General features: G+C 64.2%; 11 protein-coding genes. 2 read left to right on the forward strand and 9 right to left on the reverse strand.

The features are described 5' to 3' along the window. Positions 1 to 142: 142 nt before the first annotated feature. Positions 143 to 1,120 (reverse strand): CsgG/HfaB family protein, encoded by a 978-nt coding sequence (locus tag ACVOMB_RS18970; RefSeq protein WP_481532611.1) that lies wholly within the window; start codon positions 1,118 to 1,120, stop codon positions 143 to 145. A 755-nt stretch (positions 1,121 to 1,875) separates the two neighbouring features. On the opposite strand from ACVOMB_RS18970, the gene ACVOMB_RS18975 reads away from it, so the two are divergent. Beyond that, complete coding sequence (locus ACVOMB_RS18975) at positions 1,876 to 2,925, forward strand: lipid A deacylase LpxR family protein (protein ID WP_481532612.1); 1,050 nt, start codon at positions 1,876 to 1,878, stop codon at positions 2,923 to 2,925. A 1,001-nt stretch (positions 2,926 to 3,926) separates the two neighbouring features. Here the strand turns inward: ACVOMB_RS18975 and ACVOMB_RS18980 are convergent. The 8 genes from ACVOMB_RS18980 to ACVOMB_RS19015 form a co-directional block, all read right to left on the reverse strand. Next, a complete protein-coding gene (locus ACVOMB_RS18980) occupies positions 3,927 to 5,141 on the reverse strand; it encodes a D-alanyl-D-alanine carboxypeptidase family protein (RefSeq protein WP_481532613.1) in 1,215 nt (404 codons plus the stop codon). A gap of 92 nt (positions 5,142 to 5,233) precedes the next feature. Then, on the reverse strand, positions 5,234 to 6,553 hold the full coding sequence (locus ACVOMB_RS18985) for a septal ring lytic transglycosylase RlpA family protein (RefSeq protein ID WP_481532614.1): 1,320 nt from the start codon (positions 6,551 to 6,553) through the stop codon (positions 5,234 to 5,236). After that, on the reverse strand, positions 6,550 to 7,686 hold the full coding sequence (gene mltB, locus ACVOMB_RS18990) for a lytic murein transglycosylase B (RefSeq protein WP_481532615.1): 1,137 nt from the start codon (positions 7,684 to 7,686) through the stop codon (positions 6,550 to 6,552). Before mltB ends, ACVOMB_RS18985 begins: the two co-directional genes overlap by 4 nt. Positions 7,687 to 8,152: 466 nt before the next feature. Continuing rightward, positions 8,153 to 9,259: a rod shape-determining protein RodA gene (gene rodA, locus ACVOMB_RS18995; RefSeq protein ID WP_481532616.1), complete on the reverse strand. Its 1,107-nt coding sequence runs from the start codon at positions 9,257 to 9,259 to the stop codon at positions 8,153 to 8,155. Next, positions 9,256 to 11,352, reverse strand: a complete 2,097-nt coding sequence (gene mrdA, locus ACVOMB_RS19000) for a penicillin-binding protein 2 (RefSeq protein WP_481532617.1) — start codon at positions 11,350 to 11,352, stop codon at positions 9,256 to 9,258. The genes rodA and mrdA overlap by 4 nt, the downstream gene beginning before the upstream one ends. Before the next feature lie 2 nt (positions 11,353 to 11,354). After that, complete coding sequence (gene mreD, locus ACVOMB_RS19005; RefSeq protein WP_481532618.1) at positions 11,355 to 11,840, reverse strand: rod shape-determining protein MreD; 486 nt, start codon at positions 11,838 to 11,840, stop codon at positions 11,355 to 11,357. Further along, positions 11,837 to 12,976 carry a rod shape-determining protein MreC gene (gene mreC, locus ACVOMB_RS19010; protein ID WP_481532619.1) on the reverse strand — a complete coding sequence of 380 codons (1,140 nt, stop codon included), beginning with the start codon at positions 12,974 to 12,976 and terminating at the stop codon, positions 11,837 to 11,839. The genes mreD and mreC overlap by 4 nt, the downstream gene beginning before the upstream one ends. Before the next feature lie 156 nt (positions 12,977 to 13,132). Continuing rightward, entirely contained in the window at positions 13,133 to 14,179 is a 1,047-nt protein-coding gene (locus tag ACVOMB_RS19015; protein WP_005419402.1) for a rod shape-determining protein, read from the reverse strand. Positions 14,180 to 14,453: 274 nt separating this feature from the next. Here ACVOMB_RS19015 and ACVOMB_RS19020 point away from each other — a divergent pair, with 274 nt between their 5' ends. Continuing rightward, positions 14,454 to 15,386, forward strand: a complete 933-nt coding sequence (locus ACVOMB_RS19020) for a carbohydrate kinase family protein (protein ID WP_481532620.1) — start codon at positions 14,454 to 14,456, stop codon at positions 15,384 to 15,386. The last annotated feature ends 370 nt before the right edge of the window (positions 15,387 to 15,756 follow it).

Genomic DNA, 15,756 nt, shown 5'->3' on the forward strand with positions numbered 1-15,756 from the left:
CCCCCCCCCCCCCCCCCCCCCCCCCCCCCCCCCCCCCCCCCCGCCCCCCCCCCCCCCCCCCCCCCCCCCCCCCCCCCCACTACAATTCCGGCGAAAACCAGAAAGGCCGCTTGCGCGGCCTTTCTGCGGGGTAACCCGGAACTTACTTGGACAGCTGCAGCAGGGTGGACGACACCCAACCGCGGTTGCCCAGCTCATCCTCGACTTCCCACATCACGCCTTCCTTGGTGCCGGTCGGGTACAGCATCATCCCGGCTTCCAGGGTGCGTACCGGCGCGCCGGTACCACGGGCGTTGGCCAGCAGACGACCCGCACGGGTCACCGTCACCGCCTGCTGCGCATTTGCGGCAGAAGCGTTATCCGGCAAACCACCCAGCTGGGCGATGATGTCGGTATAGGCCTGCAGGTAGGCCATGGTGATCACCTGGCCGATTTCGGTGTTGGCATAACCGCCAACGCCAGCTGCACCCAGGCCGCTGCCGCCGAACAGGCCGCCACCGGCACCAAAGCCCATATCGCTCTTGCGCGCCGAACCTTCGGAGATGGCAACCTGCTCCGACGAGCGCACGTCGGTCACGGTCAGCACCACGTCAGCGGTCTTGCTGGTGAAATTCAAACCACCCACCAAGGCACCGGCGCGACCACCGATCAGGCCACCGAGCAGGCCACCAATGGCATTGCCACCGGCATTGCTGTTCTGCGAGACCAGATCCGGAATCATCACGTAGTCAGCGGCCTTGATCTGGCCCTTGCCGACGTTGGAACGACCACGCAGGTCGCCACTGGCCGCCAGCTCACGCTCGAACTGGCCCGCGGCCATACCGGCACCTCGGTCCACCAGGGTGAAACAACGCGAACGGTTGACGAAAGCCTTGATCAGACGCGAAGGCGCCGGCAACTGCTGGCCGGTCCACCAGTTGGTGGAATCTTCCGGTTCTATCACCGACAAGGTGCCGATCGGACGCTGGCAGGTTGGAATCTGCGCAGCTGCTTGCTGACGCTGTTCCTGTGCCTGGGTGCCCTTGGCCTTGAATGCTGCCTGGGCCGGCTGGCTGCTGACAGCCGCAGCGATGCCCAGAGTAATGACCGCTGCAGTGAGCGGCGAAAAAACGTTACGCATCTAATACTTCCCCATTTAACCTGCACCTTACGAGGTGCGTTCCTTTGGCTTAGAGACCTTGCGGTAAGACTCTGTCCCTGATGTTACCTAGCAGACGAGCACGGTCCGGTCCGCCGGAATCCTAACCCAGACGGGCCTCAGGATGCATGACGTTTTTGTGAGAGGGGTCTCCTAACAGGCGCAGGCCACCGCCCAGAACCGTCTCAAACAGGGCCGCCGGGAGCTCCTGCGACCTTCACCCACCGACCTACTGCGCGGTTTCCACCGCCGCTGCCGGCGCCCAGCCCTTGTTGCCCATTTCGCCCTCGACATTGAGCATGCTGCCGTCGGCGCCGCCGCGGTGGGGAACAACAACATCCCGGTTTTCAGCTCCGCCACCACCGCAGCCTGATTGCTGGCACCGGACAGCAGCCGCGCCATGCGCCGCTGCACCAAGGTTTCGCCAGTGGCCAACTGCTGCACGCCTGCACTTGGCTCGACCACATCGCAGACCACGTCGGCGGAGCCATCAGCGGCGGATGTCCGCGATCAGCACGAAATACGCACAGCTGAATAGGGGGCAGCCAACCACTGACCTGCACTACCTGCACGTTCCCTGCTGCATCTGGCAGCACTCCTACGATTGCGCATTGCACGCACTCGCACGGAAAAATCCACCGCCACACTCACAACAATCTGTCCGCTCGGTAGCGATATGCCGCTCAACAACAGGCTACTAAGCTGCATGTCACTTCTGCTTGCGTTGAGATCTGCAAATGAAATCCGGTGTTGGACTGCTGTTGCTGATGACTGGTGGATTTGTCGGCACACCTGCGTTGGCAACCGAGCAGTGCGCACAAAGTGCATTGAGTGATCATCCGCCTGCTATCAATTTCCGCGTCGACAATGACCTGCTCGGCGGCGCACATCAAGATCAGGGTTATACCAACGGCGTGATGTTTACTTTGGTCTCACCCAACCTGCAGGACTACACCAACGACCCGTGCCTGCCGCGTCTGGCGCGTTGGATGAATCATCACCTGGAAAGCCTGCACCCAGGCGAATTCCAGCAGCAGAACATGATCTTCAGCTTCGGCCAGGGCTTGTTCACCCCTACCGATAGAACCCGCAGCGACCTGATCAAAGAAGACCGCCCCTATGCGGCGGTACTGCTGGTCAACTTTGGCTATAACGCGCGCAGCGGCAACCACCTGCGGACCACCCAATTGGCATTGGGAATGCTCGGCCCATTTGCGCAGGGCAAGCAGGCACAGGATGCCGTACACAGCATATTGGGTGATGACAAATTCAAGGGCTGGGATAACCAGCTGCACAACGAGCCGGTATTCAAATTTCTGCATGAGCGCATGCAGCGCTGGCCCACCGAGAGCAGTAGTGAAGGTTGGGGCTGGGACGCGATCAGCCATTGGGGTGGTGCCATCGGCAACCTTGCCACCTACGCCAATGTAGGCGGCGAAGTACGCTTCGGTTGGAAGCTCCCCGACGACTTCGGCAGCTCACCGATGCGACCAGCCGGTGAAAACACTGCACCGACACGCCGCGGACGTGCTGAAGGCTGGTCCAGCCATCTATTCATTACCAGCGATGCACGCTGGGTAGTACGTGACATCACGTTGGACGGCAACACCTTCCGCAACAGTCACAGCGTAGACAAGCGACCGTTCGTCGGTGACATCGGATTTGGCGCAGCGGTGATGCGCGGCAAGTGGAAGTTCGCCCTGGCCCGTTACCACCGTACCCGCGAATTTGACGGACAGAAGGAAATGCCGGTATTTGGCAGCTTCACCATCAGTCGCACGCTTTGATGGCGGGTGTTAGCAAATGCGGCCCAATCGCCATGTGGTGCCACAAAGCGAAAGGCGGCCCCCACCCCCCCCCCCACCCCCCCCCCCGGGGGGGGGGGCGGGGGCAGCCCGCCCGCCCCGGGGGGCCCCCCCGCCCCCCCGGCGCGCCCCCCCCACCCCCCCCCCCCCCCGGGGGCGCGGGGCCAGTGCACTAGCCGCCGACGCTTTCCGAGCCCCTATCCCGCGTGCGGCTACAGCACCAGCAGCCGAAGCATTCCGAGCCCCTATCCCGCGTGCGGCTACAGCACCAGCAGCCGAAGCATTCCGAGCCCCTATCCCGCGTGCGGCTACAGCACCAGCAGCCGAAGCATTCCGAGCCCCTCGCCCGCGTGCGGGAGAGGGGTTGGGGTGAGGGCGCTTTTGCTCCACAGCTTTTGCTCCACAGCTTTTGCTCCGGTTTTTGTTCTTCAGCTTTTGACTTACCGGGCCCCTTCCGCAGCGACGGAGCTGGCAGACAAGACCCCGAACGGGGCGGCGCACATGGATGTGCGTCGTTTTTCGACGATACAAGGATGTATCGTCGAAAAATCCTGCCAGCGGAGTGGACCCGCGTCGCGCAGCGGCGTGGGCGCGGAGGCAGCGGGATTTTTCGACACGACATCCTTGTCGTGGCGAAAAACGACGTGCATCCATGCACGTCGCCCTTCGGGTTCTTCCCACTGGCTCCGTCGCTGCGGAAGGGGCCCGGTAAGTCAAAAGCAACGGCAACGGCAATGGCAACGGCAACTTCAACGCCTAAAGCTTCCCCTCCCCAACCCTCCCCTTGCCTGCGGCAAAGGGAGGGAGCAGAGCTGCACTTGGCAAAGGAAGAGAGCTCAGCGGAGCTTGGCAAAGAAACGGGGCTGAGCAGAGCCGCGCCACTCAACAGACAAAACAAAAGCGGCGTTGCTGCGTTCCATCGACCTGAACTCCAGTCGACAGAACACCGCAACGCCGCTCGGCTTTTCAGCCTGTGAAAGCCCTTACTCGGACTTCCACCACATCATGAAGGCATCCCACAGACGCTTGAAGAAACCACCCTCTTCCACCGCCTGCACGGCCACCAACGGCGCCTCGGCAACTACCTTGCCATCCAGCGACACCTTGACCGTACCAATCTGCTGACCTGCGGCAATCGGCGCCACCAACTGCTTCGGCACATCCATCGACGGCTTCAGATCGTTGTAACGGCCGCGCGGCACGCTCACCAACATCGGCTGCGCCACACCCAACTGCACCTCGTCGGCCGCGCCCTTCCACACATGCTGCGTGGTCACCGCCTTGCCAGCTTCATACATGCGATGGGTTTCGAAGAAGCGGAAACCCCAGTTCAACAAGGCCAGGCTGTCATCAGCGCGCTGCTTCTCCGATGCACCGCCCATCAACACCGCTACCAGACGCTGATCACCGCGCTGAGCCGAACTCAGCAGGCAGTAACCGGCAGCCGAGGTGTGGCCGGTCTTGATGCCGTCCACGCTCTGGTCGCGCCACAACAGCAGGTTGCGGTTCGGCTGGGTGATCTTGCCTACCGTGAATTCCTTGATCTTGTTGTACGCATAGGTCTCCGGGTAATCGCGCACGAAGGCGCGGCCCAGCAACGCCAGATCGTAAGCACTGGACTGGTGGCCCTCGGCATTCAGACCGTGTGCGTTGACGAAGTGCGAATCCTTCATGCCGATCTTGGCCGCGTAGCTGTTCATCAGCGCCGCAAAGGCTTCCTGACTGCCGGCCGCATGCTCGGCCAAGGCGATGGCCGCGTCGTTGCCGGACTGGATCGCCATGCCCTTTTCCATGTCTTCCAGACGCGCCGTCTGGTTGACCGGGAAACCGCTGTAGCTGCCGTCTGTCCCTGCGCCGCCTTCACGCCAGGCACGCTCGCTCATCATCACCTGGTCGTCAGGCTTGATCTTGCCGTTCTTCATTTCCGCGGCCAGCACGTAGGAGGTCATCACCTTGGTGATGCTGGCCGGTGGCAGCGGCGAATGGATGTTTTCGCCCGCCAGCACCTGGCCGGTGGCGTAGTCCATCAATACCCATGCCGAAGAGGTGGTCGGAACCGGGGCCGGCGGCGTCGCCACCTGGGCCGGAGCGGCAGCGGCGGCCGGTGTTGGCGTGGGCGTCGGGGCGGGCGTCTGGGCGGAAGCCAGACCCACGACGAGCGTGGTGGCCAGTGCAGCGGCGGCAAAACGGAATTTCATCGGACAACGGTTCCTGATGGACGAGGAAGAAAAATTCGGGGAGTCATTGTAGGGCGACACCAGCCAGCCGGTGGCACCCCGGTGTGCTGGGGTTAATCGCGGACCACTTGCGGCAGGCCAAATCCAAGACCGGCAATACGCCCGGCAAGTTCCGTGGCACTGCTGCTGTCAGTGGCCGGCACGCGCAGGCGCCACAAGGTACGGCCGCCGCTGACAATGTCACTGAGGCTGGCTCCGACAATACCCGCAGAAGCCAGCTGGCCCAAGGCCCGCGCGGCATTGTCGCGACTGGAGAAACTGGCGACTTGGAGCAGGATCGAGCCCAGCGCGCGCGCGGCCGGGTCCGGCTGCGCCGTCGGCACGGTTTTCGGCACCGGCGCGGCAGCAACCACAACACCCGGCGGCGGGGTGAACTGCAACAACTCCGACGATGCAGGCAGCGCCTGCACGCTTACCGGAGCCGACGCTGTGCTGGCAGCACTGGTAACCGCCGGACGACCGGTGGCGACACGCACGTTGTTGTCCTTCATCCAGGTTTCGAAATGATCGGCATTGCCGGCCACAGGGCGCGCCGGCGCCACGGCTGGTGCCGGCAGTCTTTCGACCAGCTGATCCATGCGGCTAGGCGTGACAGGGGCCGGTCGCGCCGCCGGTGCGGCAACAGCTACGGTAGCCGCGGCACGCTCGCGGCGTGCGCGACGGCTGTCACCGGAAGCCTGCAGGTTCTCACTGCCCGGGGTCAGACCATGCACTTCCACCCGGCCGGTACCGCGCTGGGTGATGCCCAGCCGCACTGCAGCGGCATAGCTGAGATCGATCACGCGGCCGTCGTGGAACGGACCGCGGTCGTTGACCCGCACAATCACCGACTCGCCGTTGTCCAGGTTGGTCACCCGCGCAAAGCTCGGCAACGGCAAGGTCTTGTGCGCGGCAGTGAAGGCGTACATGTCGTACACCTCACGGTTGGAGGTCAGCCGGCCGTGGAATTTCTGCCCGTAGTAGGAGGCGGTACCCTGCTCCACGTAGTTATCGACCCGGTCCATGATCTGGTATTGCTTGCCCAGCACCGTGTACGGCGATCTGTTGCCGACCGCCGAGCGCGCTTCATTGGTCACCAGCGGCTCGGGGATGCAGTTCACGTTGGGTATGTAGCTCGGGGTGGTGTCGTTCACCCCCGGCTTGTACAGACCACCGGCGGTGTAGTTGCCACGGGTGGACAGGTCTTCCTGCGCCTTGGCATAGGGCGAGCCCTCCGGGCATTCACCGCGTGCATTGCCATGCCCATGCACTACCGTCGCCGGGCGCGCTGATGAGGTGGCACCGTTCGTGCCATGGGCCGACTTCTTGGGCGCGCTGCTGCAGGCGGCCAGCCCGAGCACGATCAACGCAGGGACCAGCCACTTGATATTCATGCCGGGGGAAGCTCCTTGCCGGCGATCGCCTGGGACAGCTGGAAAACGGCCATCGCGTACATTTTGGAGATGTTGTAACGGGTGATCGCGTAGTAGTTCTGGAAGCCCAGCCAGTACTGCTTGCCATCGCTGCCTTCCAGCGTTACCGGAGTGGCCTTGGCATTCACCGCACGTACCGGCGTGACCGGCTGGTAGCCACGTGCTGCCAGTTCGGTGACGGTGTAGGTCGGCGTCCAATCGGTGGGATTGAACTCCTCGAAGCCAGCCTGCAGCGTGGCCGGTACCGCAACGGTGCCACCGCGGATCCAGCCACCCTTCTTGACGAAGTAATTGGCAATGGACGAGAACACATCGTCGTAGCTGTTGAACAGGTCACGGCGGCCGTCGCCATTGCCGTCCACCGCGTAGTCCAGATAGCTGGACGGCATGAACTGGCCCATGCCCATCGCCCCGGCATAGCTGCCCTTGAGCGTGGTGATGTCGAGCTTTTCCAGCGCGCTCAGTTCGAACAGCTTGGCCAGCTCGTCACGGAAGAACAGCTCGCGGCGCACTTCTCGCTCAAGCTTGGCCGGGTCGCCGGTGCGCGGGTATTTGAAGGCCAGCGTGTACAGCGCATCGAGCACGCGGTGGTTGCCGGCATTGCGGCCGTAGCTGGTTTCCACACCAATGATGGAGACGATCACCTCGGCCGGCACGCCGGTGCGTTCCTGCACCCGCATCAGTTCATCGCGGTGTTCGGCCAGGAACGCGCGACCACCGTCGATACGCGCCTGGGTGATGAACATCGGACGGTATTCGTTCCACGGCTTGACCCGCTCGGCCGGGCGCGACATCGCGGCGATGATCGGCTCGCGGATCTGCGCCTGGGCCAGGGTGGCTTCGATATAGGCCGGGTCGATGCGGTACTTGGCCGCGGTATCGCGCACGAAATTGGCGCGGGCGGTTTCGAATGGCACGGGGGTCAGGTCGACCGGCGGCAACGCGGCCTTGGCCTCGGGTACGGCTTCGGCCGGGCCAGTGCTCGGCTTGACCGGAGTTGCCGCCGGGGCCGGCGCAGGTGTAGGAGACTTCGGCTGGGTTGCGCAGGCAACCATGCCGAGGGTGAGGCAGCAAACCAGGGCGCGTCTAATCATCGGGCGAGATTAGCAGGTCAAAGATGAATTTCCCGCAATAACACCATGAAACACAACAAGATTGAAGCGGAAAATACGCTACGGCCGCCAGCGCCTTAACCCGCTCGGATTCACGCCATCCGATGAATAGGCGACGCGTCGCCGCCTACGGTGACCGGCAATCTGGCTCGGCAAGGACCGTGACCACGTGGGCCAAGCAAAAAAGGAATGTCGGCCATCTCCCCATCCCGCTGAGATGACCGACACTCGCGTCAGCGTCCGGAGGACCCGGGACGACGGCTCCCCCCGTCATCCCGCCAGATGCCAACCTGCCAGCTGCCCCATACGGCGAGCCGACAATCACAGCGCGGGCAACGCGCCGGTGACGGGGCGTAGTGTGAAGGTTTAGTAAAGCCAGGTGTTTGATCTGGATCAAAGCTCGCAATATTGACGCGGATCAATAGGCGATCCGCGCAACAGCATTGCGCTAGCCGCCATGCACCGGCCGGTGCGCACGTACCGCCATCACCAGCCCGAAGCCGGCCAACAACGACACCGCCGAGGTGCCGCCATAACTGATCAACGGCATCGGCACGCCCACTACCGGCAACAATCCGGAGATCATGCCGCCGTTGACCAGGATGTAGACGAAGAACGCCAGACCGGTAGCGCCGGCCAGCAGCCGCGAATAGGTATCGCGCGAATCCACCGCGATCCACAGGCAGCGGCCAATCACGAACAGGTACAAGGCCAGCACGATCGCCACGCCGATCCAGCCGTACTCTTCACTCAGTACCGAGAATGCAAAGTCGGTGGTCTGCTCGGGAATGAAGTTCAGGTGTGACTGCGAGCCGAGCCCCCAGCCCTTGCCGGTAAGGCCGCCGGAACCAATGGCAATCTTGGATTGGATGATGTTCCAACCCGCGCCAAGCGCATCACTCTCCGGGTCCATGAACATCATGATGCGGTCCTTCTGGTACGGCCGCAGCAGCCAGAACCAGGCGACCGGTGCGACGGCAGCAACGCCGCCGACGCCCACGCCAACCCACCACCACGGCAGGCCGGCCAGCAACAACACGAAGGCACCGCTGGCGGCGATCAGCACGCCGGTGCCGAAGTCCGGCTGCAGCATCACCAGCCCGGTCGGCACACCAATGATCACCGCTGTCACCAGCACCACCGGAATCCGCGGTGGCAAGGGCATCCGGTTGAGATACCAGGCCACCATCATCGGCAAGCTCACCTTCAACAACTCGGCTGGCTGCAGGTAGAACAAACCCAGGTTCAACCATTGCCGCCCGTACTTGCCGGTGCCGAGCACGAATACCGCCAGCAGCGGCAGCATCGACAGCGCATAGATCATCGGCGTCCACGCACGGATGCGCAGGATCGACACCCGCGAGATCGCCCACATCGCCGCCAGGCCGACCGCAAAGCGTGCGGCCTGCGCCATCACCAGCCCACTGCCGCCAGCGCTGTCCAGCACCGACAAGCCAATAGCCATCAACGCCAGCAAGGCAAACAGCAGCGGCCAGTCCAAACCCCGGGTCAGCCGCTGACCCATCTCCAACGCCCAGCGCAGGAAATCCCTCATCGGCCCATCTCCGCTGTCGTTGCCGCCGGCACCACCGGACGCGCAACTGCCGGCGCCACGCCCGGCAGCGCATCGGGCGCAGGCTGCGGCGGCACACCTGGCTGCGGTGCGGGAGCGCCGACCATGATCGGCAGATCAGCGAACTGCGGCGCAACCAGCTCGCCGCGCGCACGCCAGCTGGCATCTTCGGTATCAAACGTCGTCACGCCCACCGCCACCGTGCCGCGCTCGGCATCCAGCGGCTGCAGGCCTTCGGGCATCACCCCGAGCAACCAGGCATCAAACACCTTGCGCGCGATCGGCGCGGCGGCAGAACCACCGTAGCCGCCGCCTTCCACCGCGATGGCAATTGCGATGACTGGCTCCTCGGCAGGCGCAAAACCAACGAACAGCGCGCGGTGGCGCAGATGCATCGGCAGGCTGCGCGGATTCAATGCGGCGGTGCCCTTGCGGCTGATGACCTGCGCGGTACCGGTCTTGCCAGCCATGCGGTACTGCGCACCGGCAGCCGAGCGCCAACCACTGCCGCCGGGCTGCATGGTGCCCATCATGCCTTCGCGTACTACCTGCACATTGGCCGGAGTGGGGCTGATTGGCTTGCTCGCCGGTTGCTGCGTCGGCGCCCAGTCATGGTCGAAGCCGGCGCGCTGTTCCATCACCAGGTGCGGCGTGCGCAGCTGGCCAGTGGCCAAGCCGCCAACACCACGCACCAGTTGCAGCGGCGTTACTTTCCACAGGCCCTGTCCGATGCTGGCATTGACGGTGTCACCGGGATACCAGCGCTCCTTGTTGGCTTTCAGCTTGGCTGCGGGTGACGGCAGGATGCCGCCGATCTCGCCGGCCAGATCGATGCCGGTGGGCTGGCCAAAGCCGTAGCGGTTGCCCATGTAGTCGTCGTAGCGCTCGATGCCCATGTCGATACCGAGCTGGTAGTAATAGGTATTGACCGACTGCGTGATCGATTTGCGCAGATCGGTCCAGCCATGGCCGCCACGGTTGGCATCACCCCAGCCACGGCTGACGCCGGGCAGGTAGAACATGCCGCGCGACAGGATCTTGTCTTCGGGCCGGCGCAGGCCGCTGTCCAGGCCAGCCAGGCCGAGGAAAGGCTTCACCGTTGAGCCCGGCGCCACACCGCCCAACACCAGCCGGTTGAACTGCGGCCGCGACGGGTTCTCGTTGAGTGCCTTGAAGTCAGCGTGGGAAATGCCGTTGACGAACAGATTGGGGTCGTAGGACGGCAGGCTGACCATCGCCAGGACTTCGCCGGTACGCGGATCAATCGCCACCGCCGAACCTTCCTGCTCACCGAACGCAGCGACCATTGCCCGCTGCAGGTCGGCGTCGATGGACAGGCGCAGGTCGGTGCCCGATTGCGCCGGCACCCGGCCGATGGTGCGGATGGCACGGCCCTGCACATTGGTCTCGACCTGCTCATAGCCGATCTTGCCGCGCAGCTGGGTTTCGTAGAAACGCTCCAGCCCGGACTTACCGATATGGGTCAGCGCCGCATTGCCCTCGCCCAGCTCTTCCAGATCCTTGTCATCGACCCGGCCGACGTAGCCGATGATGTGGCCGAACAGATCGCCGTAGGGATAACGCCGGGTCAGATAGGGTTCCAGCTCGACGCCCGGGTAGCGCCAGCGGTCCACCGCGAAGCGCGCCATCTCCTCGTCGCTGACCCGCAACTTCAGCGTCACCGGCATGAAACCGCGGCGCGCCTTGCGCGATTGCTTGAAGCGCTCGATGTCCTCTTCGCTGAGCGAGAAGATCTTCTGCAGCCCAGCCAAGGTAGCGTCCATGTCCTGGACCTTGTCGGAGGTGACGTCCAGGCGGAAAGCCGGCACGTTCTCGGCCAGCAGGCGGCCATTACGGTCGTAGATCAGCCCACGCCCCGGCACCACCGGCCGCGCCTTGATGCGGTTGGCTTCGGAACGGGTGGCGTAGATGTCGTGGTCCAGCACCTGCAGCTTGAAATACCAGCCAGCGAGGAAACCCAGGGTCAACAGCACACCAAGGAAGCCGATCGCGGCACGGCGCCGGAACTGCTCGGCCTCTGCGTGCGTATTCTTGTTCTGGCGGCGCGAAGCCATCGTCAGCGCCCGCGCTTGCCCAGCCGCACCGCATCCAGCAGCACATATAGCGGCAACCACAAGGCCATGCCCAGCAGCGGCGCCACCCAATAGCTCCACGGCAGCATCGGCTCACCCACCAGCAGGTGGATGGCAGCATCGATCACGCGGTCGTTGAACAACAGCCCGCCCATCGCCAAGGCCTGTTGCGACAACGGGAAGAAGCGGATGCGGGCACGGAAGCGCTGCAGGATGAAGGCCATCACCACCAGCCGCAGTGCCTGCTCACCCAGAATGCCACCAAACATCACATCGGCCAGCAGGCCGATGCTGAAGGCGAAGCCCAGCCCGACCTTGTCCGGAGTTTCGATCACCCAATAAGCCAACACCAGCGCCAGCCAATACGGGCGCGCCGGCAACAGCAGCTCCGGCAGCGGAATCAGTGCAAACAGCAAGGCCAGCACGAAACTGACCGGCATCACCCAGCCCTTGGTGCGCAGACGACTCATGGGCGCACCTGCGGCGGGGTCGGGTTATCGGTAGTCACAGGCGCTGTCGGGTTTGCTGATCCGTCGACCGGCGCTGTTGCCGGAGCGGGCGCTTGGCCTGCAGCGGCGGCCGGCTCGGTCACTGGCGTGCGGCTCTGGGCCTGCGCCGCTGCCGGTACGGACGCACTGGTGGCATTGGCAGTAGCAGGAACAACGGCAGCTGCCGCGCCCATGCGGTTGGCCGGGGCCGCGGATGGGCCGCCCGCCGCCGTGGCTTCCAGTGCCGGGCCACTTGCATCGCTGTCCGGCAGTTGCGGCAGGGGTGGCACCGACCGCAGCAGCAGCACATTGCGGCCGCGGTCCAGCTTGGCTGCAGGCTCCAGCTCACCGACCAGGAAGGCGTGGGTGTCGTCCGGGCGCAGTTTCAGGATCTTGCCGACCGGGAAGCCTGCCGGGAAACGCCCGCCCAGACCGGAAGTGACGATCTCATCGCCCACCTCCACGCCCGCACTGAGCGGAATATCACGCAGTTCCAGACGGTCGCCACGGCCGTAGACAATCAGGCGCACGCCATTGCGTGCCACCGCCACCGGCACCGCATGGTCCGGGTCGGTCAGCAGCAACACGGTCGAATGCGCCGGCGTCACCGCGATCACCTGGCCCATCAGGCCGCCGGAATCGATCACTGCCTGGCCGACATGCACGCCGGCGCGGCTGCCCGAATCCAGCACCAGCCGCTGCTTGACCGGATCCAGATCGATATCGAGGATGGGCGCGAGCTGCACGTCCAGGCCATTGCGCTCAGCCACGTTGAGCAGCTCGCGCAACTGCGCGTTGTCCAGCGCTGCGGTCTGCAGGCGGGTCAGGCGCGCGTTGGCGACCAGCAGCTGATTGCGCAGCTCGCGGTTTTCGTTGACCAGCTGGTTATGGCTGGCCGCGTTGTCTTTCACCGAAGCCCCCACTCGCCCTGGCACGCCAGCCAAGGCCCACACCGGTTGCACCAGCACATTGGCCTGGGCGCGCAGACGCGACATCCAGCCGCCCTGGTCATCCAGCACGATCAAGGTAATGGCCAAGGCAAGGTACGCCAGCAGACGCAGCGTGCTGCTGGCATCCCCCTGACGGGAGGCTACGGGAGGACCGGCGTAAGGGGGCACGACAGAAGGCTGGGAATGGGAAATGAAGAATCAGGTATGGAAACGGCGCGACTGGCGCCACGCCGATGGTTCGGGGAAGCAGGCGCTGGAGAGTGGAACCAGAGGCAGGAAACCCTGCCACCAGTCCTCGCTTCCCCCGCCCCTATTCCCTGCGGCTCACTCCGGCGCAAAGAACTCGTTGCCGTGCATGTCCACCAACTCCAGCGCACGACCGCCACCGCGGGCCACGCAGGTCAAGGGATCGTCGGCCACCTGCACGTGCAGGCCGGTTTCTTCGGAGATCAGGCGATCCAGGTCACGCAACAGCGCGCCACCACCGGTCAGCACGATGCCGCGCTCGGCGACGTCGGCGCACAGTTCCGGCGGGGTCTGCTCCAGCGCCAGCTTGACGGCCGAGACGATGCCCGACAGCGGCTCGTGCAGGGCTTCAAGCACCTCGTTGGAGCTGATCTTGATCATCTTCGGCACGCCCTCGGCGAGGTTACGGCCGGAGATTTCCATCTCGATCACTTCCGCCTGCGGGTAGGCGCAGCCCAGCTCCACCTTGATGCGCTCGGCGGTGGCTTCACCGATCAGCATGCCGTGGTTGCGGCGCACGTAATTGGTGATGGATTCGTCGAAACGGTCGCCACCGATACGCACCGAGGCCGAATAGACAATGCCGTTCAGCGAGATGACCGCAACTTCGGTAGTGCCGCCGCCGATATCGATGACCATCGAACCACGCGCCTCGGTGACCGGCATGCCGGCACCGATCGCAGCAGCCATCGGCTCTTCGATCAGGAACACATCACGCGCACCGGCCTCTTCGGCCGATTCCTTGATGGCGCGGCGCTCGACCTGGGTGGAGCCAGCCGGCACGCAGACCAGTACGCGCGGGCTCGGACGCAGCACGCGCGACTTGTGCACCTTCTTTATGAAGTGCTTGAGCATCGCCTCGGTATAGGTGAAGTCGGCGATGACGCCATCCTTCATCGGCCGGATGGTGGTGATATGGCCCGGGGTACGGCCGAGCATCTGCTTGGCCTCGGCGCCGACGGCAGCCACCGAACGGGTGCCACCGATAGCACGGTCCTGGCGCACAGCCACGACTGACGGCTCGTTCAGCACAATGCCCTGGCCGCGCACATAAATAAGGGTGTTGGCCGTGCCCAGGTCAATGGACAGGTCATTGGAGAACATGCCACGCAGCTTCTTGAACATCTGGGAAGTGATCCTGACGGGTGTCGTGCCCACGCCGGTTGGCGAAAAAATGGGCAGAAAATGAGGGCAGTTAGCCTATCAACCCACCCCCGCCCGAGCAAGGAAAATCCTAGTGAATTCTGGGCTTCCGACCACTCCGGGCAGCTGCGGTACATCCTTGCTTGTGGCCGTGGACCGCCGCAGCCGGTAACCTTACGCACTTTGGCGCGCAGTCGCGCCGGGTCGTCTGCGCGTGCGCGGCGGCTTTTTCCTTTTACGTATAGGCCTGTTCGCAATGTCCGCTTTGATCTGTGGTTCCCTTGCCTTTGACACCATCATGGTGTTCCCGGACCAGTTCAAGAACCACATCCTGCCGGACAAGGTGCACATCCTGAATGTGTCATTCCTGGTTCCGCGCATGCGTCGCGAGCTGGGTGGCTGCGCCGGCAACATCGCCTACAACCTGAAGCTGCTGGGCGGCAGCCCGATCCCGATGGGCACCGTCGGCCAGGACTTCGGTCCGTACCGCGAGCACTTCGAGCGCATGAACATCGACCTGAGCCAGGTCCGGGTGCTGGAAGACATGTTCACCCCGCAGTGCTTCATTACCACCGATCACGACAACAACCAGATCACCGCCTTCCACCCGGGCGCGATGATGCGCTCGCATGAGAACCACGTGCGCGACGTGCCGGGCGTGAGCTTCGGCATTGTTGCCCCGGATGGCCGCGAAGGCATGATCCAGAACGCAGCTGAATTCGTGGAATGCGGCATCCCCTTCATCTTCGACCCGGGCCAGGCGCTACCGCTGTTCAACGGCCCGGAACTGCGCGAGTTCATCGAGCAGGCCGACTACGTGGTGGTCAACGACTACGAGTCCAACCTGCTGCAAGAGCGCACCGGCTGGAACGAGACCGACATCGTGTCGCGGACCAAGGCCTACATCACTACCCAGGGCCCGCGCGGCGCAATCATCCACACCCCGGAAAAGACCTTCGACATCCCGCCGGCGCACGAGCGCCGCGTGGTCGACCCGACCGGCTGTGGCGACGCCTTCCGCGCCGGCCTGATCTTCGGCATCGAGAAGGGCATGGACTGGCTGACCGTCGGCCGCATGAGCAACCTGATGGGCGCGCTCAAGGTTGAGCACCCGGGCACGCAGAACCAGCGCTTCGACTTCGCTGAGTTCAACGACCAGTTCAAGCAGCAGTTCGGCTACGGCCTCTAAGAAAAACGGCGCCTCGGCGCCGTTTTTTTGCCCCCGGCAAACTGTAGTGCCGAGCCATGCTCGGCAGAGGCCTTACCAGCGAAAAGCCGCCCTCACCCCAACCCCTCTCTCGCTTGCGGGAGAGGGGCTCAAGCGGTAGTGCCGAGCCATGCTCGGCAGAGGCGTTACCGGCCATACGTAGGCCGCACGATATTTGTGGGAGCGGGTTAAGCCGCGAAGCTCCCATGCCGTCAGATTGCAAAATCCCCCTGCAACCAGACATTGCCAGTTTCGCGGCGTACGCCCCGCCCCCAGCGGGTTTGCCGGGAACGCCCCACCCGCGCATGGCGCGGCTATTCCGGGCAGAAGGGGCCGGCCCAGAATGCACCAA

It is taken from the genome of Stenotrophomonas sp. STEN018 (assembly GCF_056760235.1).

What these genes read in the sequence shown, in the direction of transcription:
- ACVOMB_RS18970 (WP_481532611.1), bottom strand. Translation starts at nt 1,120, where the DNA reads ATGCGTAACGTTTTTTCGCCGCTCACTGCAGCGGTCATTACTCTGGGC.
- ACVOMB_RS18975 (WP_481532612.1), top strand. Translation starts at nt 1,876, where the DNA reads ATGAAATCCGGTGTTGGACTGCTGTTGCTGATGACTGGTGGATTTGTC.
- ACVOMB_RS18980 (WP_481532613.1), bottom strand. Translation starts at nt 5,141, where the DNA reads ATGAAATTCCGTTTTGCCGCCGCTGCACTGGCCACCACGCTCGTCGTG.
- ACVOMB_RS18985 (WP_481532614.1), bottom strand. Translation starts at nt 6,553, where the DNA reads ATGAATATCAAGTGGCTGGTCCCTGCGTTGATCGTGCTCGGGCTGGCC.
- mltB (WP_481532615.1), bottom strand. Translation starts at nt 7,686, where the DNA reads ATGATTAGACGCGCCCTGGTTTGCTGCCTCACCCTCGGCATGGTTGCC.
- rodA (WP_481532616.1), bottom strand. Translation starts at nt 9,259, where the DNA reads ATGAGGGATTTCCTGCGCTGGGCGTTGGAGATGGGTCAGCGGCTGACC.
- mrdA (WP_481532617.1), bottom strand. Translation starts at nt 11,352, where the DNA reads ATGGCTTCGCGCCGCCAGAACAAGAATACGCACGCAGAGGCCGAGCAG.
- mreD (WP_481532618.1), bottom strand. Translation starts at nt 11,840, where the DNA reads ATGAGTCGTCTGCGCACCAAGGGCTGGGTGATGCCGGTCAGTTTCGTG.
- ACVOMB_RS19015 (WP_005419402.1), bottom strand. Translation starts at nt 14,179, where the DNA reads ATGTTCAAGAAGCTGCGTGGCATGTTCTCCAATGACCTGTCCATTGAC.
- ACVOMB_RS19020 (WP_481532620.1), top strand. Translation starts at nt 14,454, where the DNA reads ATGTCCGCTTTGATCTGTGGTTCCCTTGCCTTTGACACCATCATGGTG.